Source organism: Hydrogenophaga sp., assembly GCF_030651625.1.
Lineage (GTDB): Bacteria > Pseudomonadota > Gammaproteobacteria > Burkholderiales > Burkholderiaceae_C > Hydrogenophaga.
This window is the reverse complement of the sequence record NZ_JAUSCF010000024.1, coordinates 301,658-319,459: the sequence shown is the minus strand read 5'-3', so window position 1 is coordinate 319,459 and position 17,802 is coordinate 301,658. Positions and strand designations below refer to the sequence as shown.

The window sequence follows — 17,802 nt, the reverse complement described above, 5'->3', positions numbered from 1 at the left end:
TGTAGGCGCACCCGCACACGGCTATTTGCTGTGGCTGAGCGCGTTGCTCACCAGTTTGGCCGTGACATCGACGATCTGGATCATCTTGTCGTACGGCATGCGCTGTGGCCCGATCACGCCGAGTGTTCCAACCACCTTTCCATCGACTTCGTATGGAGCGGTGACCACTGACAGATCCTCAAACGGCACCACCTGACTCTCCCCACCGATGTAGATGCGCACGCCGTCGGCCTGGGTAGACACGTCGAGCAACCGGATGAGCTGGGTCTTTTGCTCGAACAGATCAAACATGCGACGCAACTGGCCCATGTCGCTGGAGAACTCGCTGACGGACAAAAGATTGCGCTCACCAGAAACGACCACGTCCTCGTGATCGCTGTCGCCCTCGACACCTATGTCCACTGCTGCCTTCATCAGATCGGCAATTTCACCTCGCAACGCATCCACTTCGGTCCGCAGACGCTCGCGCACAGCCTCCATCGTGAGGCCAGCGTAGTGAGCATTGAGAAAGTTGGCGGCCTCCAGCAACTGGGTCTGGGAAAAATCCACCTGGGTGTGAATGATGCGGTTCTGAACGTCGCCATCGGGTGACACGATGATGACCAGCACCCTGCGTTCAGACAGGCTCAGGAACTCGATGTGTCGAAACACAGATGCACGCCTGGGAGCCATCACCACCCCAACGAACTGGGACAGATTCGAAAGCATGTTCGCCGCGTGACTGATGACGCGCTGGGGTTGCCCCCCTTGAATACTGGGCGCAGACATGTCGCCCACTGGAGAGAGACTCTCTCGGCGCACGGTCAACATGGTGTCGACAAACAGACGATAACCGCGTGCCGTGGGGATTCGCCCTGCTGAAGTATGGGGGCTGACAATCAATCCCAACTCTTCCAGGTCACTCATCACATTGCGAATCGTCGCTGGCGACAGGTCCAGCCCGGCGGCCTTGGCGAGCGTTCTCGAACCAACAGGTTGACCGTCGGCGATGTATCGCTCGACCAGGGCTTTGAGCAAGAGCTTTGCGCGGTCATCCAGCATGCCTGCATTCTAAGGAGTGTGTCGCTGTTGTGCCGAGCGACAACGAGGGTTTGGGAGACTGGAGCGATCGGCCAGCTGTGCTGTAATTTGCTCATGAGCCACGCCACCGACCAACGGACCCCCTCTTCGCGGACGGCCAGTGGCCTTCGATTCGCCCATGTGGTCATTGTCGGCAAGTACCATGCACCAGGTGCTCGAAACGCCGTTGAAGAAATTGCCCACTTCCTGCATGACGAAGGGTGCGAGGTGTCGCTGGAACGCGACACAGCGCTCAACACCGGATTGCTCCAGTATCCAGCGCTCACGGTTCCCGCCATGGGGCAAACCTGTGATCTCGCGCTCGTGGTGGGTGGAGACGGGACCATGCTGGGCATCGGCCGCCAGCTGGCACGCTACGGCCTTCCCCTGGTGGGTATCAATCAAGGCCGGCTGGGCTTCATCACCGACGTGCCGTTTGAAAGCTTCCGCGAAACGCTGAAGCCCATCTTGCGCGGCGAATTTGAAGAAGAAGCCCGGGCGCTGATGGCTGCTTCGGTGTGGCGGGATGGCCGCTGCGTCTTTGAAGCCACAGCGCTCAATGATGTCGTCGTCAACCGCGGCGGGGCCGCCAGCATGATCGAGCTGCGAGTGGAGGTGGACGGTCATTTCGTGGCCAACCAGCGGGCCGACGGCCTGATCATCGCGTCGCCCACCGGATCCACTGCCTACGCCCTTTCGGCGGGCGGCCCATTGCTGCATCCGGCCATCGACGGCTGGGTCATGGTGCCGATCGCGCCACACACCCTGTCGAATCGGCCAGTCGTGCTCCCGGCACGCAGCGAGATTGCGGTGGAAATCGTCTCTGGAAAGGACGCCAGTGCCAACTTCGACATGCAGTCGCTCACCAGCCTGCTCCACGGGGACCGGATCGTGGTTCGCCGATCGGAGCACGCCTTGCGGCTCTTGCACCCCTCCGGCTGGAACTACTTCGATACCCTGAGAAAGAAGCTGCACTGGAATGAAGGGGTCTGAATTAACGGTCAGAATACAGGCTCCTTGGCTCCTGTTCGGCCCTGGAATTTGTTTGTGTTCTGGAACACGCTCTCTACCTTCTCCATTTCATGAGCCTGCGACGCATCGTTTTGCGCGACTTCGTGATCGTGCAATCTCTCGACCTTGAGCTCGAAAAGGGATTTGGCGTGCTCACGGGTGAAACCGGTGCTGGCAAATCCATTCTGGTCGATGCTCTGCAGCTTGCACTCGGTGGCAGAGCAGAGAGCGGCGTGGTGCGCGAAGGCGCGCAGCGGTGCGAGATCGCTGTCGAGTTCGAAGCCCTGCCCTCGCTGATGCCCTGGCTCGAAGAGCATGGATTCGGGGTTGATGAGCCTTTGCTGCTGCGGCGAACGATCGATACGGAAGGTCGAAGTCGCGCCTGGATCAATGGCAGCGCAGCCACCGTGGCACAGCTCAAGGCATTGGCCGAACCGTTGGTGGATATTCACGGCCAGCATGCCTGGCAAAGTCTCACGCGCCCCCAGGCAGTGCGCCAACTGCTTGACGCCTACGCAGGAATCGACACACGGGAAGCGGAACAAGGCTGGATGACCTGGCGAGAGCGTCGCAAGGCCGTGATGGATGCCACTGAGCGGCAGGCTTCGCTTCAAGAGGAGAGAGACCGACTGAGCTGGCAACTGGGTGAACTGGAAAAGCTCGCGCCTCTCGCCGGCGAATGGGAAGACCTCAACACCCGGCATGCACGCCTGGCCAACGCACAAGCGCTGCTGGACGCAGCTCAGACCGCGTTGACCGCACTCGATGAAGAAGACTCCAGCGCCACCGGACTGATCCATAGGGCGGTTTCAGCACTGAAGGCCCAATCCCACATCGAACCGCTGTTCGTCGAACACATCGAGTCGCTTGAAGGCGTGCTCGCCCAAGTCCAGGACACGTTGCACAACCTGCATCAATACACCCGCCACGCCGACCTTGATCCAGAGCAACTTGAATCCCTGGATCAAAGGATTTCGTTGTGGGTGTCGCTGGCCAGGCGCTACCGCCGAGCTCCCGAGGATCTCGCCGACCTGCTCACGCAATGGAAGACCGAACTGGGGCAAATCGGGCAGGCGCTGGATCTGGCTCATTTGAAGCAGGCCGAACAACAGGCTTGGCTGGCTTTCGAGAAGACAGCCAATACACTGACAAAAAAGCGCCAGCAAGCCGCTCCACGGCTTTCTGCTGCTGTCACCGCGACGATGCAGACCTTGGGCATGGAAGGCGGTGTTTTTGATGTGGCACTCAGGAAGCTGGATGAACCTCAGGCGCACGGTTGGGAGCACGTGGAATTTCTGGTGGCGGGCCACGCCGGCACCACGCCCAAGTCCGTCGGCAAAGTGGCCTCTGGCGGTGAGCTCTCGCGCATCGCTCTCGCCATTTCGGTGGTGACCAGCCAGCTGGGAACCGCGCCCACGCTCATTTTTGACGAAGTCGATTCAGGAATTGGTGGCGCTGTGGCACACACGGTCGGTCGGTTGCTGAAACAGCTCGGACAGGACCGGCAGGTGCTAGCGGTGACCCATCTGGCGCAGGTGGCCGCGTGTGCCGATCAACATTTGCTGGTGAGCAAGCATCGTTCAGGAAAGCAGACCTTGAGCACGGTGGCCCCTATCGCAGCCGAGTCGCGCGTGCAAGAACTGGCGCGCATGCTGGGCGGGAGCGTCCAGTCGGCAGTGTCATTGGCTCATGCGCGCGAACTGCTCATGGCTTGATCCCATCCAGTCACATGACAGATACGCCAGACACCGCCATTGAACTGGTCTTGATCACGGGCATGTCCGGATCAGGCAAATCGGTCGCGCTGACAGCGCTGGAAGACATCGGGTTTTTCTGCGTGGACAACCTGCCACCTGACCTGCTCGATGCCTTTGTCGAACTGGATCAAACCCACCGAGCGCACAAGGTGGCCATTGCCATGGATGTGCGCAGCGCCGCTTCACTGCCTGGTTTGCCGGAGCGGTTGAAACGTCTCACCCGGAAGGCCGAGAAAAAAATCCAGCTCACCACAGTCTTTCTGGATGCCACCACAGACACGCTTGTGCGACGGTTCTCGGAAACCAGACGTCTGCATCCACTCTCGCTCAAGACCGCCAACGACCAGCAACGGGCTCTGACCGACGCCATCGAACACGAGCGGGATCTTCTGGCTGAGCTCCGCGACCAGGCGCTGGTGCTTGACACCAGCCTGATCCGGCCAGCTCAACTCAGAAGCCACATCAAAGCGCTGCTCAGCACATCACCTGCGCCCTTGACGCTGGTGTTTGAGTCGTTCGCGTTCAAGCGGGGCATTCCCATGGATGCGGATTTCGTGTTCGACGTGCGTATGCTGCCCAACCCCCACTATGAGCCCGCACTCAAACCCCTGACCGGCCGCGATGCGGCGGTGGCAGCGTATCTTGAAGTCCAGGATGAAGTTCGGGCAATGGAAGCGCAGATCCAGGCCTTCCTCGAACAGTGGCTCCCCCACATGCTGAAAGACCACCGAAGCTACGTCACCGTCGCCATTGGTTGTACCGGCGGACAACACCGGTCGGTGTACCTTGTCGAGCGACTGGCCAAGGCTTTTGGTGCGGAATGGGCCACGCGCGTGCGTCATCGCGAAATCGACGGCTGGCCTGCAACGCTGGCTCAGCGGGCAGGTGCGGCTCCCTGAACAGGGGCGGCTGGCTGCTGAGCTTGAGCCATCAGCAATGCGCGCAACGGGGCCGGCATCCCATGGGCGTGCAGATCGCGCTCAGACACCCACTGACCCTCGCCTGCAGGCACAGCAGCGCATGGCTCTGCAATTTCCAGCAGCAACGGCTGCAACCGCAGTTCCCGGTGCGTCAGGCTGTGCGATACCGGCTCAAGCAACTGCACTTCTTCGCGCTGTGCGGCGTCAAGTGTGTCCATCAGCCTGACCTCGCTCTCAAACACGGGCGCGCAATAGAGCCCGGCCCAGATGCCCCGGGCTGGACGGCGCAAAAGCCACCATTGAATCTGGCCAGAACGCAGCACCCTCTTCGCCAACAGGAGCCACCAGGTTTCGTGCCGTCTCTTGGTCTTTCGGGTCTTGACCGGAAACTGTTCGGCGATGCCTGCGGCCCGGGCACGACAAAGCTCCGACACGGGACATCGTTCGCACAGCGGCCGGCTTCGGGTGCAGACGGTGGCACCCAGGTCCATGAGCCCTTGCGTGTAGGCCGACATATCGTCGCCGAAAGTGGTCTTGGGTACCAGCGCCTGAGCCAGCAAGCTCAGCTCCTTCTGCGCCGATGCCATTGACAGGTCACCTGAATAGGCCAGCAGCCGACTCAGCACCCGCCGCACATTGCCGTCGACAATCGAGATTTTCTCGCCATGGCAGAACGCGGCAATGGCAGCAGCAGTGGACTCGCCAATACCCGGAAGCGTTGCCAGAGCGCTGGCAAACCGGGGAAACTCACCCCCATGCTCGGTCACCACCATCTGGGCGCAGCGGTGCAGGTTGCGCGCACGACTGTAGTAGCCCAGTCCGCTCCAGAGGGCCATCACTTCGTCTGTGCTGGCGCTGGCCAAGGCCCTCACATCTGGAAACCGCAAGAGGAATCGAGGGAAATAGGTGAGCACCGTGCTCACCTGTGTCTGTTGCAGCATGACTTCCGAGAGCCAGACCACATAAGGATCGCGGGTGCTCTGCCAGGGAAGGCCATGACGGCCATGTACCCGCTGCCAGGCGATCAGGGCTGCTGCAAAACCGGCAGGTACGGCGCAGCCAGCGCCAACAGACGCGCCGCTGCTCATGCAGCCGTTGCTTCTGCGACTTCGTCTTCCTTGGCTGAGAGCAGGTGTTCCGTGAGTTCGGCCAGCTTGGCGTCTGCCAGATGGAGTTCGGCCTGTAACGCCTGCAGCTCGCGAATCCGCTCATTGAGGCCGCCCGCTGCCTGCTGGATACGTGAAACCGCTTCGATGCGTCGGCCGAAGTTGCGTCGGCGCTCGCGCAACTGGGCGTCAAGCTGCGCAGCAGCCGACTTGTTCCACAGCTCGACCTCGTTGACCGCCGTCTCAAACACCACGCGCAGGCGGCTCATGAGCGCTCTGGCCAGCCGTTCGGCAAATTCAGGTTGTGCGAGCCTGAGTGCATTGCCCAGGCTGAGGTACTGGACGTGGCTCTTTTCAATCAGTTCCAGATCCCTGTAGAAGCGAGCGAGCTTGGGTTGGGGGGGCGCCTGCAGAGAAAACCCGTATTCGGCATTCAATCCTTTGAAGCTGCCCTCCAGCATGGCCTGGATTTCACCCGCCAGACGCTCTGTCTGGATGAGGCCCTCGCGCAGGCTCTCAAAGGTCTTCCCATATGCCCGACGCACACCCAGCTTGACACCCGGTTGCTTGAGTGCCTTTGTGAGCGCTGCCACCTCGATCTTGAGATGGGTGTGTCCCAGCAGCGCAAAAAGGTCTTTCAACAGCCGCAAGTGCACCGAACGCACCGCCTGTATCTTCGCTCCACTCGCATCAAACTCGGCCTGCTCCTGCTCGATGCGCAAACGCATCTGCTTGATGACCCCGTCGTTCTTGCCTCGAAGTCCTTCCAATTCCTGCACCTGCTCCACCAGATCGCGCGCACGCGTGTGCACCAGTCGACTGGTCTCCAGACGAAGGGACTGTATGCCTGATGCCACAGCCGCTCTAAGAATCGCGCGACGCTGGCCCAGCAGATCCACACCCAGCGCTGTCTCCAGCTCCATCAGTTTGCTCGCCTTGAGCAGCTTCTTGTCGCGATTGACCTTTGCCAAAAGCCCCTTTTGCGCTGACACGGCAAGCACCTGGCGTGGCGACAATCCCAGAATGTCGGCAGCATCGGTTCTCTGGGATGCGATCTGAAGCTGAACCTGCTCGGGCGAACTCAGCGCATCCCACATGGTGTCGATCTTGTTCAGCACCACCAGTCGAGACTCTGTGCCCTCACCCAACACCGAGAGGTGCTGACGCCAGATGCCCAGGTCGGATTTGGTCACACCGGTGTCGGCCGCCAGGATGAACACCACCGCATGTGCCTGAGGCAACAGACTGACGGTCAGCTCAGGTTCGGCGCCAATGGCATTGAGCCCTGGCGTGTCCAGAATCACCAGTCCCTGCTTGAGCAGCGGGTGCGCCATGTTGATCAATGCGTGCCGCCATTTCGGCACTTCGATCATCCCGTCCGGGCTGGGCAGGGGGTTGTCATCAGGCAGTTCGTCGTTCCAGAAGCCCAGAGCGGCAGCCTCTGCCTGAGTGACCTTGCGGACCTCGGCCACTTTCTGGATCGCTTGTGCCAGTTGATGGGGATCGTTCACATCCAGGTCGATACGCTCCCATTTTTCGGGCGCATTGCGCCAGTCAAGCAGCGACTTGGCGTGCAGGCGGGTCTCAATGGGGAGCAGTCGCAGGCAAGGCGGAATGTCTGCGTCGTACCCGAGTTCGGTCGGACACATGGTGGTGCGCCCGGCGCTGGCAGGCATGATGCGGCGACCGTACCCGGCAAAAAAAACGGCGTTGATCAGTTCAGACTTGCCGCGAGAGAACTCCGCAACAAAGGCCACCATGATCTTGTCGTTGCGAACCTGCTCATGAAGCTGGTCCAGGCGCTCGCGAATACCGGGCTCCATCAGGTCGTGGTCGGTCAGCCACTCGGACAATAGCCGCAGCCGCAAGGCAAACTGTCGGCGCCACACCCCGTGCTGATCGAATTCCTGATTGAAGCTCATATCCCTTGTCTCTTTGATGCCGGCAATATAGCACCGGCCCCTGGCCAGAATCCATATCGTCAGAGGTACGGTACAACGGGTGCGCCAGGCGCACCCCCGATGCTCAGGGCTTCTGGCACTTGGGGCAGAAAAAGGTCGAGCGCTGACCCTGACGAACAAGCTTGACGACGCTACCACAGACGCGGCATGGCAGGCCGGCTCGACCGTAAACCATCGCATCGAGCTGAAAGTAGCCGGACTGTCCCTCGGCACTGGAAAAATCGCGCAGTGTGCTGCCTCCCAGAACCAGGGCCCGTTGCAAGACCGCGACGATGGCCCCATGGAGGCGTATGGCACGCGGTTTGCTCAGTCGGTCGGCACGGAGTGTGGGTCGTATGCCGGCAGCAAACAAGGCCTCGGATGCGTAGATATTGCCCACCCCCACCACGATATCGCCTGCAAGCAGTACCTGCTTGATGCTGCTGCGGCGCTGTCGCAGCGCCTGATGAAACCGCAGCGCATCAAAACCTGCTTCAAGTGGCTCGACCCCCAGCCGCTCGAGAAGCTTGGTGGCAGGCGGCTCACTCACCCCTGTGGCGTACACGACAGCACCAAAGCGACGGGGATCGTGAAGGCGCAGGACACCCCTGCTGGTGTGAAGCTCGAAATGGTCGTGCGGACCCCTCTCGGGCAATGAGGGAGCAAACTGGAGACTACCCGACATGCCCAGATGGACAAGGAGGATGCCGTCATCAAGCTGGACGATGAGGTACTTGCCTCGTCTCGTCACCTCAAGCACAGAACGCCCCAGGAGCTCAGATGCCTCACACCCAAGTGGCCAGCGCAGTGGCTTTCCCAAATGCACGCCCAGCACCTTCGCCCCGGCAATGCGGTCGACGAAACTCCGACGTGTGACCTCGACTTCGGGCAATTCAGGCATGACGTGTCGGCATTCTCAAAAGGGGTGGAACGCAATGAGGGTCTTGGACTCCTATCCACTTCGGACCACAACCCTTCAATTATCATCATCCGATGTCTACCCTGCGCAGCACCCCCACACCCCTTCTGGATTGCCAGCGTAGCGACACCATGCCCCCCAGTCTTCAGCGTCGCGTCGGTCACGCCATGGTGGCCACATGGATGGCTGTGTCATCGATGGCAGCCTGTGCACAAACGTCGGCGCCCACTCCGCGCACGGCTGATCCAGTCAAGGCATCCGAAGCCGTTTCGGATTCTGTTTCGAATTCGGGGCTCGATGCCCCATTGTTCTACCAGCTCCTGATCGGTGAACTCCATGCGCGCACCGGAGATGCAGGCGCGGCCTACTCACTGATTCTGGATGCGGCACGCAATCAACGGGATCCGCTCCTGTACAGACGAGCGGTCGATATCGCCCTGCAGGCACGCTCGGGAGAATCGGCGCTCAGTGCTGCGCGCGCCTGGTCACGGGATCTGCCTGGGTCGCCCGACGCTGACCGGTTTGTGCTGCAGATCCTGCTTGCACTCAATCGCGTGGCAGAAACCGGGCCAGCACTCACGTCTCTGCTGGCCTCTGGCGACGGCGTTTCGCGAGACGAAACCATCAACGCGATTCCGCAAACCTATGCGCGCGTGTCTGACAAGGCACTCGCCTTGCAAGTGGTTCAAGGCACCCTCAACCCCTATCTTCAGGGCCCCCATGCGCCGGCGGCATGGACCACCGTCGGGCGCATGGAACTGGCGGTGGAGCAACCCGAAGCTGCGCTGACGTCGGCGCGCAAGGGCCACGCAGCCAACCCGCAGTCGCCCTTTCCAGCCATGCTGGCCCTTGAACTGGTGGAACGCGGCCAGCGCGGGGCGGAGGACATCGTGCGCGACCATCTGCGCGTGGCTTCGCCCGCTGGCCCGTTTGGTTCACAGGTTCCCCTGGCCTATGCCCGCATCCTGCTCGACCTGCAGCGCACGGCAGAGGCTGCCCGTCAACTGGAGAGCCTGACCACGAACCAGCCTGAGCTGGCGGATGCGTGGCTTCTACAGGCCACGATCCAGGTTCAGGAAAACAAGCTGGATGCGGCGAGCAAATCGCTGCAGAATCACATGCGACTGGCGCGGGAGGCTGGTGACGAACGATCGGCCCGGGGGCTGACTCAAGCCTATCTGCTCATGGCTCAAATCGCCGAGAAGCAGAACGACATTCAGGCGGCCAATGCCTGGCTCGACCGCATTGAAAATGCAGACGACATCATGGCAGCGCAAATGCGCCGTGCGTCGCTCCTGGCCAGACAGGGACAGATGACCGAGGCCCGGGCACTGCTGCGCAACCACCCTGAACGCCGACCTGACGATGCCAGACTCAAGCTGGTGGCAGAAGCCCAGTTGCTCAGGGACTTCAAGCAGTGGCAAGAGGCCTATCTGGTCTATAAGGAAGCTGTGAGGCAGTTCCCGGACCAGACCGACCTGCTTTACGACCAGGCCATGATGGCCGAGAAAGCCGACAACCTGGCTGAAATGGAAGTCCTGCTTCGGCAGTTGATTGCGGCCAAACCCGATTTCCACCATGCCTACAACGCACTGGGTTACTCACTCGCCGATCGCAACGTCCGCCTGCCCGAAGCCAAGGAATTGATCGAAAAAGCGGTGGCGTTGGCGCCTGGTGACGCCTACATCCAGGACAGCCTGGGATGGGTCGAATTCCGAATGGGCAATGTGCCGCGTGCGCTGAGCATCCTGCAAGCGGCCTACGGCAAACGTCCGGATGCAGAAATCGCGGCCCACCTCGGTGAGGTTCACTGGGTGCTGGGTCAACGCGAGCAGGCATTGAAAATCTGGCGAGAAGGCCTTCTCCTGGCCAACGACAATGAGACGCTTCTCAATACGCTGAAGAGATTTCAGGTGCAACCGTGAGTGGCTGGGTCACCGCGCTTGTCGGCCAGCGGCGGCTCTGGTGCCTGATGACATGTTCCCTGCTGCTGGCTGCCTGCGCAACACCTCAAAGGCAGGTACTGCCCGGAGAATCCGCATGGATGGGTCGCCTGGCACTGACTGTCCAGACCGAGCCGGTTCAGTCGGTGACGGCCGGATTCGACCTCAGGGGCTCCCCCGCTTCAGGGAGACTGCTGCTCACGTCCCCCCTGGGCAATGCCGTGGCCAGCGTGGCATGGACCGAAACAGACGCTGAATGGCGCCAAGGCGACCAGGTCGTCAAGAAGCGCAATCTTGAAGAACTCACCACCGAACTGGGAGGAACGGCGCTGCCGGTGGCCGCCCTGTTTGCCTGGTTGAACGGGACTGCTCTGGAGGCCGATGGCTGGCAAGCCGATCTGTCGCGGTACAAAGACGGGCGGATCACAGCGAAGCGCAACTTTCCGCTGCCCAGCGCCGAGTTGCGACTGATACTCCAACCTTGAACAACAGGTCCAACTCTCCAGCGCTGAGGCGGTTGCTCGATGTGCCCGCACCCGCCAAGCTCAATCTGTTTCTGCACGTCACAGGACGGCGGCTGGACGGCTATCACTTGTTGCAATCCGTCTTCATGTTGATCGATTGGTGCGACGTGCTCCATTTCGAGTGCCGCGACGACGGGCTTGTCACGAGGGAAGACATATCAGGCCCCGCACTCCCCGCCGACGACCTCTGCGTGAGAGCCGCCCAAGCGCTGAAGGCCGCCACAGGCTGCCCGCTGGGCGCGCACATCGGGCTGGAGAAGCGCCTTCCCGCCGAGGCCGGTCTGGGTGGTGGCTCTTCCGACGCGGCCAGTTGCCTGCTCGCTCTGAACCGGCTCTGGGGGCTGGGCCTGAGCCGGTCCCAGCTTGCATCCATCGCCTTGCCCCTGGGGGCCGATGTGCCCTTTTTCATTGGCGGGCAGACGGCATGGGTGGAGGGCATAGGCGAAGAACTGATCCCGGTTTCCTTGCCTGAAACCCGTTTTGTTGTGGTCAAACCACCGGGCGGGGCGTCCACACAACAGATATTCCGATCTTCGGACCTTAAAAGGGACACTGAAACTGCTATACTCCAAGGCTTTGCTGCAAACGAGTCAGCGGGCACCTTGAGACTCGATCTCCAGAGCATTCTGGACTTCGGCCACAACGACCTGCAACCCGTCGCACAGGGCTTGTGCCCCGATGTGGGACTGTGCATCGACTGGCTTCAGAGCCACGGTATGTCAGGTCGCATGACGGGGTCGGGTACTGCGGTATTCGCACATGCGCGCCATTCGCCGGACCTGTCCGACGTGCCAGGCACATGGACGGTGCAAGTTTGCAGCAATATGAATGTGCATCCATTGTTTGGCTGGTGTCCAGATTAGAATGTCGGACTCTGCTGTCAAGCACTGAATGCAGATTCAGCGACATTTTTTTGCTGCCTGCCAGGTGACAAGCCGGGCACGCAGCTTGTGTAGGGGAGTCGCCAAGTTGGTTAAGGCACTGGATTTTGATTCCAGCATGCAAAGGTTCGAATCCTTTCTCCCCTGCCACCCTTTTTAAGCACGACAAGCACGCGACCAGCCATCTCAAGATGGCTTTTTTGACGACAGCTTCAGAGGCTTCGTTCAAACCGCTGGAAACACCATGCAAGTTCAGCCCCCGGATTTCATGATCTTCACCGGGAACGCCAACCCGGTGCTGGCTGCGGAAATTGCCCAGCACCTCGGCACGCAGCTCGGCGCGGCCAATGTTGGGCGTTTCTCCGATGGTGAAGTGACTGTCGAGATCACCCAGAACGTCCGCGCCCGACATGCGTTCGTGATTCAGTCCACCTGCGCGCCGACCAATGAAAACCTGATGGAGCTGATCATCATGGTCGACGCGCTCAAGCGCGCATCGGCGGTGAGCATCTCTGCGGTCATCCCCTACTTCGGCTACGCCCGCCAGGACCGGCGCCCCCGCTCCAGCCGCGTGCCCATTTCGGCCAAGGTGGTGGCCAACATGCTCCAGGCAGTTGGTGTGAACCGCGTGCTGACCATGGACCTGCACGCAGACCAGATCCAGGGTTTTTTCGACATCCCGGTCGACAACATTTACGCGTCCCCCGTGCTGCTGGGCGACCTGCGGCAGAAGAACTATCCCGACCTGTTGGTGGTGTCTCCAGACGTGGGCGGCGTGGTGCGTGCACGCGCGCTGGCCAAGCAGCTCAACTGCGACATGGCCATCATTGACAAGCGGCGCCCCAAGGCCAACGTGTCCGAAGTGATGCACGTGATCGGTGACATCGATGGTCGCAACTGCGTGATCATGGACGACATGATCGACACCGCAGGCACGCTGGTCAAGGCGGCAGAGGTGCTCAAGGAACGCGGTGCCAAGCATGTCTATGCGTACTGCACCCACCCGATTTTTTCCGGACCGGCCATTGAACGCATCGCCAAGGGCAGCGCACTGGACGAAGTGGTGGTGACCAACACGATCCCGTTGTCCCAGGCGGCGCAAGCCTGTTCCAAGATTCGCCAGCTCTCCGTGGCACCGCTGATGGCAGAGACCATCGCGCGCATTGCCTCGGGTGAGTCGGTCATGAGTTTGTTTGCCGATCAGGACAACCTCTTCTAAGAGACCCTGCTGGCAGCAAAAAGCGAGCGCGCCTCATTTGAGGGGCTGCTCTTTATCAACAGAGGCGTTCTGGTCGCGGAACCCCTCAAATGGAGAATGTCATGCAATTTGTCGCTTTTGAGCGCGCCAAGCAGGGTACGGGTGCGAGCCGCCGTCTGCGCAACACCGGTCGCGCGCCCGGTATCGTTTTTGGCGGTGATGCGCCTGCCATCACGATCGAACTCGATCACAACGCCTTGTGGCATGCCCTGAAGAAGGAAGCCTTCCACTCGGCCATCCTGGACATGGACGTTGGTGGCACCGTGCAAAAAGTGCTGCTGCGCGATGTGCAGTACCACCCCTACAAGCCACAAGTGCTGCACGTGGACTTTCAGCGCGTCAACGACAAGACCCGTCTGCGCAAGAAGGTGCCACTGCACTTTGAAGGCGCTGAGAGCTCGCCAGCCGTGAAAGTCGACCGCTGCGTGATCAACCACGTGATGAACGAGATCGAAATCGAGTGCCTGGCCACCCAGTTGCCAGAAAACATCGTGGTCGATCTGAGTGAAGTGACCAAGGGCAGCACCATCCACACCGGTGACATCAAGCTGACCAAGGGCATCAAGCTGGTCATGCACGGCCGCAGCAACCTGACGGTGGCGACCGTGGTCGAGCCCGTCGAAGAAGTGGTGGCCGCTCCTGTGGTGGCTGCGGTTGACGACAAGAAGGGCAAGAAGAAGAAGTAAGTCCTTCCGGACCCTTGCTTCTGCCACCAACGGCCCGCTCTGCGGGCCGTTGTCATTTCAGTTGCTCCACCGCGCAGCGTGCGACCCACGACGCATGAAACAGTCCCATCCAGGACACCGCTGGGCCGCCCTTCGACAATCTCAGGACGGACGGCAATGCCGTCCCTTTGAGGGTGTGGCTCGAAGCGGCGCGGGGGTTTTTCGTTCTAACCTCACCGATAATCCTGTGAATGATCCGACTCATCGCTGGCCTGGGCAATCCGGGACCTGAATACGAGCACACACGCCACAACGCGGGCTTCTGGTGGGTGGATGAAGCAGCCCGCCTGCTCAAGGTTTCGCTGCAGATGGAGCGGGGCCACCAGGGCATGGTGGCACGCGCCAATCTGGGTGGACAGTCCGTCTGGCTGATCGAGCCGCAGACCTTCATGAATCTCTCAGGCAGGTCAGTCGCCTCGCTCGCCCGCTTCTACAAGATCGCGCCCGAGGAGGTGCTGGTTGTTCACGATGAACTCGATTTGCCGCCAGGCGAAGCCAAGCTCAAGAAGGGTGGCGGCCATGCCGGCCACAATGGCTTGCGTGATATCCATGCTCAGTTGGGCAGTGCCGAATACTGGCGGCTGAGGATCGGTATTGGCCATCCTGGCAACAGAAACGAGGTGGCGAACTGGGTACTGAAGAAGCCTTCGCCTGACGACCGCATCGCCATTGCCCAGGCATTGGACCGCAGTCTGAAAGCACTGCCAAATCTGGTTGCGGGTGACATGAACAAGGCCACGGCGCTGATTCACACCAGCAAGCCACCCCGGCCCAAACCACCCAGACCCGAGAAAAAGGAAGACCCAGCCGCTCAGGTCTTGGTCAATGCAGGATCAGCCACTGGCGCGCCACCCGCACCTGAAGACGCCTGACCCTGCTGCTGCAAACGCTGGTATTTCTGCCAGAGCGTCTCCCGGTTTTCGATGTGCCCGGGATGAATGGGAATGCAACTCACAGGGCACACCTGCACACACTGCGGTTCGTCAAAGTGCCCTACGCACTCGGTGCACTTTGCCGGATCGATCTCGTAGATGTCCTCACCCATGTAGATGGCCTGATTGGGACATTCTGGCTCGCACACATCGCAGTTGATGCATTCGTCTGTGATCATGAGTGCCATGGTGTCTCGCCCTCTTCGCCAAAAAGCTCAGGCTTGCAAGGGCTTGGGCGCCAACGCCCTGGCCACCGGCGCACTGACCATGCCCGACACATCACCGCCCAGCGTCGCAATCTCACGCACCAGGGTGCTGGAGATGCATTGCAGGTCGGCCTGCGGCAACAGGAACACGGTTTCCACCCCGGGGTGGAGCTTGCGGTTCATCGCGGCCATCTGTGCTTCATAGTCAAAATCCGTGACGTTGCGGATGCCACGCACCACCGCCACTGCGCCGTTCTGCCGGCAGAAATCCATGATCAAGCCATCGAATGGCAGTACCCGCACGCGCCCGGGCAGGTCTCGCGTGGCTTCGGCAGCCATTTCCAGACGCTCTTTCAGGCTGAAACGGGTCTTCTTGTGGTGGGCAATGGCCACGGCCAGCACCACCTCGTCAAACAGCTGTGCGGCCCGACGCACCACGTCCTCATGCCCCAGGGTCAGTGGGTCGAACGTGCCGCTGTAGACGGCGATGCGCGCGCCGGTGGCGGGGGTGGACAAGACTGCATTCATTCAGCGAATTATGCGCGAGGGCCTGGCGCCGCCCCACTACTGCGCGGGCAAAGTCCGCAACAGGTGAAAGGCCACGGCACCCGCACGGCCGTGTTTATGCAGCTCCAGCCCCATCTGGGAAAGCTCATCGTTGGTCCAGGGGCGAGGGGCTTCCAGGTAGATGAAACCTTGCGATCCGATGGCCTGACCTGCGGCCGCCAAGGCAGTGGCAAACAGCGCCTCATTGCCACCCTCGGCAAAAGGCGGATCCAGAAAAATCACATCCAGGTTCTGCCCGGCTCGTTGCCTCAGGGAAGCCACGGCATCACCCCGCTCCACCCTCACGACCTCCGCCTTGAGCTGGTCCTTCATTCGGCGCAGGCGCATGAGCAGCTCATTGTCATGCTCGACCAGCACCACCTCGGTCGCACCGCGTGAAGCGGCTTCCAGGCCCAGCGCACCGGTGCCAGCAAAGGCATCCAGACAGCGCCACCCAGTGAGATCCTGGCCCAGCCAGTTGAACAGGGTTTCGCGCACGCGCGCAGGCGTGGGGCGCAGCCCGGGCGCGTCGATCACGCTCAGTCTGGTTCGTTTCCACAGTCCGCCGATGATGCGAACTTCGTGGGGAACCTTGGCCAGACGGCCAACGGGCTTTTTGCCGGTTGCTTTCATTCATTGAGTCCGAACATGAAACAGCGCACGAGCTTACGGCAACCGCCACCCGCGCTGATGGCACATGGGGCCAGGCCACTCAGGGTTGGGCGCCCACGACCACCGTGACCATGCGGTCGGGTTGCAGCACCCGGCCAAATGCGCGCCGGATGTCGGCCACGGTCACGCGCTCCACCTGCTGGGTCCAGGTGTCGAGGTAATCCAGCGGCAGGCCGTTCCAGGCGATGTTGGCGACGTTGTCCAGCAGCTTGCGATTGCTGTCGATGCGCAGCGCAAAGCCATTGACGAGGTTTTCCTTGGCTGCCGTCAGCTCTTCCTCGGTCGGCCCATCGGCCACGAAGGCGCGCACCACCTCTCGCGCCACGCCGACGGCTTCGTCTGCCTGATCGGGGCGTGTGGTCAGCCCGATCTGGAAAGGCCCCGCGTGCCGTCCAGGCGAAAAATAGCTGTACACGCTGTAGCTCAGCCCCCGCTTTTCGCGCACCTCGGTGGTCAGACGGGACACAAATCCACCACCACCCAGGATGTAGTTGCCCACGAACAACGGGAAAAAATCAGGATCATCGCGCGCCACGCCCGGTTGCCCGATGAGCACCTGGGCCTGGGCTGCCTTGAAGGGCAAACGCTCGTCGACTGCGCGGTCTATTGGTTTTACCTCACCAACTTCTGCCAGCGGTTCGCAGCCGTGCGGCTGGACGGCGGCCATGAACTGGCTCACGATGCGATCGGTGCCGGCGCGGTCGATAGCACCCACCAGACTGATCTGGGCGCGACAAGCGGCCACATGTCGGCGGTAGAAATTGCGCATGTCGGCCACCGAGATGGTGTTGAGGGTGTCGGCAGTGGCTTCGAATCCATACGGATGCTCACCGAAAACCGCGCGCGAAAAGGTTCGACCTGCATGGGTGGCCGGGCGATTCTCCGCCTCTTTGAGCGCAGCCAGGGTGCGTTCGCGGTCGCGCTGCCAGACGGCATCAGGCCACGAGGGTGCGGCCAGTTGTCGGGCTGCCAGCGCCACGGCCTGCTCCAGGAGCGCAGACTCGGTGAGCGTGCGCAGCGACACGGTGAAACGATCGGACGACGCCTGTGCCCCGAACTGGGCGCCCAGATCGACCCAGGCCTCGCTCAACTGGTTTTCATCAAGCGCGGGCAACTCACCCTGGGCCATCACGCCGCCGGAAAACAGACCGGCGGTGGCGCTCGCCAGGCCGGCTTTGGCCATGGGTTCGCGCCGGCTGCCACCGTCGAAGTTCACCTGCACATCCAGCATGGGCAAGGTGGGTGTGCTCACCAGATACACACGCGCACCGCTGGCGTGGGTCCAGTGTTCGATGGGCATGGCTGCCTGCACCTGGAGCCCCAAAAGACAGGCGCCGAGCGCACACAACAAGCGCTTGAAACGCGCACTGAAGAATGAAGTTGATGACATGAAATTCCAGACA

17 protein-coding genes and 1 tRNA gene are annotated in these 17,802 nt (G+C 61.2%); 10 read left to right on the top strand and 8 right to left on the bottom strand.

The features are described from left to right. Window positions 1–21: 21 nt before the first annotated feature. Entirely contained in the window at window positions 22–1,041 is a 1,020-nt protein-coding gene (hrcA, locus tag Q7V46_RS12475; protein ID WP_304913866.1) for a heat-inducible transcriptional repressor HrcA, read from the bottom strand. Between the two features lie 93 nt (window positions 1,042–1,134). Here hrcA and Q7V46_RS12470 point away from each other — a divergent pair, with 93 nt between their 5' ends. The 3 genes from Q7V46_RS12470 (at window position 1,135) to rapZ (ending at window position 4,726) form a co-directional block, all read left to right on the top strand. After that, window positions 1,135–2,052, top strand: a complete 918-nt coding sequence (locus Q7V46_RS12470; protein ID WP_304913865.1) for an NAD kinase — start codon at window positions 1,135–1,137, stop codon at window positions 2,050–2,052. Between the two features lie 89 nt (window positions 2,053–2,141). Further along, the gene (recN, locus tag Q7V46_RS12465; protein WP_304913864.1) at window positions 2,142–3,785 is read left to right on the top strand and encodes a DNA repair protein RecN; all 1,644 of its coding nucleotides are present in this window, start codon (window positions 2,142–2,144) and stop codon (window positions 3,783–3,785) included. 14 nt (window positions 3,786–3,799) lie between these two features. Continuing rightward, window positions 3,800–4,726, top strand: coding sequence for an RNase adapter RapZ (gene rapZ / locus Q7V46_RS12460; RefSeq protein WP_304913863.1), 927 nt, complete (start codon window positions 3,800–3,802; stop codon window positions 4,724–4,726). Here rapZ and mutY read toward each other — a convergent pair. The 3 genes from mutY to mutM all read right to left on the bottom strand — a co-directional run bounded on the left by mutY (window position 4,702) and on the right by mutM (window position 8,694). Continuing rightward, window positions 4,702–5,835 carry an A/G-specific adenine glycosylase gene (mutY, locus tag Q7V46_RS12455; protein ID WP_304913862.1) on the bottom strand — a complete coding sequence of 378 codons (1,134 nt, stop codon included), beginning with the start codon at window positions 5,833–5,835 and terminating at the stop codon, window positions 4,702–4,704. The two genes, rapZ and mutY, sit on opposite strands and share 25 nt — an antisense overlap. Next, window positions 5,832–7,775 (bottom strand): dynamin family protein, encoded by a 1,944-nt coding sequence (locus tag Q7V46_RS12450; protein WP_304913861.1) that lies wholly within the window; start codon window positions 7,773–7,775, stop codon window positions 5,832–5,834. Before Q7V46_RS12450 ends, mutY begins: the two co-directional genes overlap by 4 nt. Before the next feature lie 103 nt (window positions 7,776–7,878). Then, a complete protein-coding gene (gene mutM, locus Q7V46_RS12445; protein ID WP_304913860.1) occupies window positions 7,879–8,694 on the bottom strand; it encodes a bifunctional DNA-formamidopyrimidine glycosylase/DNA-(apurinic or apyrimidinic site) lyase in 816 nt (271 codons plus the stop codon). A 92-nt stretch (window positions 8,695–8,786) separates the two neighbouring features. Here mutM and Q7V46_RS12440 point away from each other — a divergent pair, with 92 nt between their 5' ends. From Q7V46_RS12440 to pth, 7 genes are all read left to right on the top strand, one after another. After that, window positions 8,787–10,637, top strand: coding sequence for a lipopolysaccharide assembly protein LapB (locus Q7V46_RS12440; protein ID WP_304913859.1), 1,851 nt, complete (start codon window positions 8,787–8,789; stop codon window positions 10,635–10,637). A 119-nt stretch (window positions 10,638–10,756) separates the two neighbouring features. Beyond that, window positions 10,757–11,140, top strand: a complete 384-nt coding sequence (locus Q7V46_RS12435) for a lipoprotein insertase outer membrane protein LolB (RefSeq protein ID WP_304913858.1) — start codon at window positions 10,757–10,759, stop codon at window positions 11,138–11,140. A 23-nt stretch (window positions 11,141–11,163) separates the two neighbouring features. After that, entirely contained in the window at window positions 11,164–12,042 is an 879-nt protein-coding gene (gene ispE, locus Q7V46_RS12430; RefSeq protein WP_304913905.1) for a 4-(cytidine 5'-diphospho)-2-C-methyl-D-erythritol kinase, read from the top strand. A 91-nt stretch (window positions 12,043–12,133) separates the two neighbouring features. Then, a tRNA-Gln gene (locus Q7V46_RS12425) sits at window positions 12,134–12,210 on the top strand. 94 nt (window positions 12,211–12,304) lie between these two features. Further along, complete coding sequence (locus Q7V46_RS12420) at window positions 12,305–13,279, top strand: ribose-phosphate pyrophosphokinase (RefSeq protein WP_304913857.1); 975 nt, start codon at window positions 12,305–12,307, stop codon at window positions 13,277–13,279. A 101-nt stretch (window positions 13,280–13,380) separates the two neighbouring features. Then, window positions 13,381–14,004, top strand: coding sequence for a 50S ribosomal protein L25/general stress protein Ctc (locus tag Q7V46_RS12415; protein WP_304913856.1), 624 nt, complete (start codon window positions 13,381–13,383; stop codon window positions 14,002–14,004). A gap of 230 nt (window positions 14,005–14,234) precedes the next feature. Beyond that, window positions 14,235–14,915, top strand: coding sequence for an aminoacyl-tRNA hydrolase (gene pth, locus Q7V46_RS12410; protein WP_304913855.1), 681 nt, complete (start codon window positions 14,235–14,237; stop codon window positions 14,913–14,915). Here the strand turns inward: pth and Q7V46_RS12405 are convergent. The 4 genes from Q7V46_RS12405 to Q7V46_RS12390 all read right to left on the bottom strand — a co-directional run bounded on the left by Q7V46_RS12405 (window position 14,855) and on the right by Q7V46_RS12390 (window position 17,789). Next, window positions 14,855–15,163: a YfhL family 4Fe-4S dicluster ferredoxin gene (locus Q7V46_RS12405; RefSeq protein ID WP_304913854.1), complete on the bottom strand. Its 309-nt coding sequence runs from the start codon at window positions 15,161–15,163 to the stop codon at window positions 14,855–14,857. The two genes, pth and Q7V46_RS12405, sit on opposite strands and share 61 nt — an antisense overlap. Before the next feature lie 27 nt (window positions 15,164–15,190). Next, window positions 15,191–15,709 (bottom strand): pantetheine-phosphate adenylyltransferase, encoded by a 519-nt coding sequence (coaD, locus tag Q7V46_RS12400; RefSeq protein ID WP_304913853.1) that lies wholly within the window; start codon window positions 15,707–15,709, stop codon window positions 15,191–15,193. A gap of 36 nt (window positions 15,710–15,745) precedes the next feature. Further along, window positions 15,746–16,360, bottom strand: a complete 615-nt coding sequence (gene rsmD / locus Q7V46_RS12395; protein ID WP_304913852.1) for a 16S rRNA (guanine(966)-N(2))-methyltransferase RsmD — start codon at window positions 16,358–16,360, stop codon at window positions 15,746–15,748. 79 nt (window positions 16,361–16,439) lie between these two features. After that, window positions 16,440–17,789 (bottom strand): M16 family metallopeptidase, encoded by a 1,350-nt coding sequence (locus tag Q7V46_RS12390; protein WP_370690338.1) that lies wholly within the window; start codon window positions 17,787–17,789, stop codon window positions 16,440–16,442. Window positions 17,790–17,802: the final 13 nt, after the last annotated feature.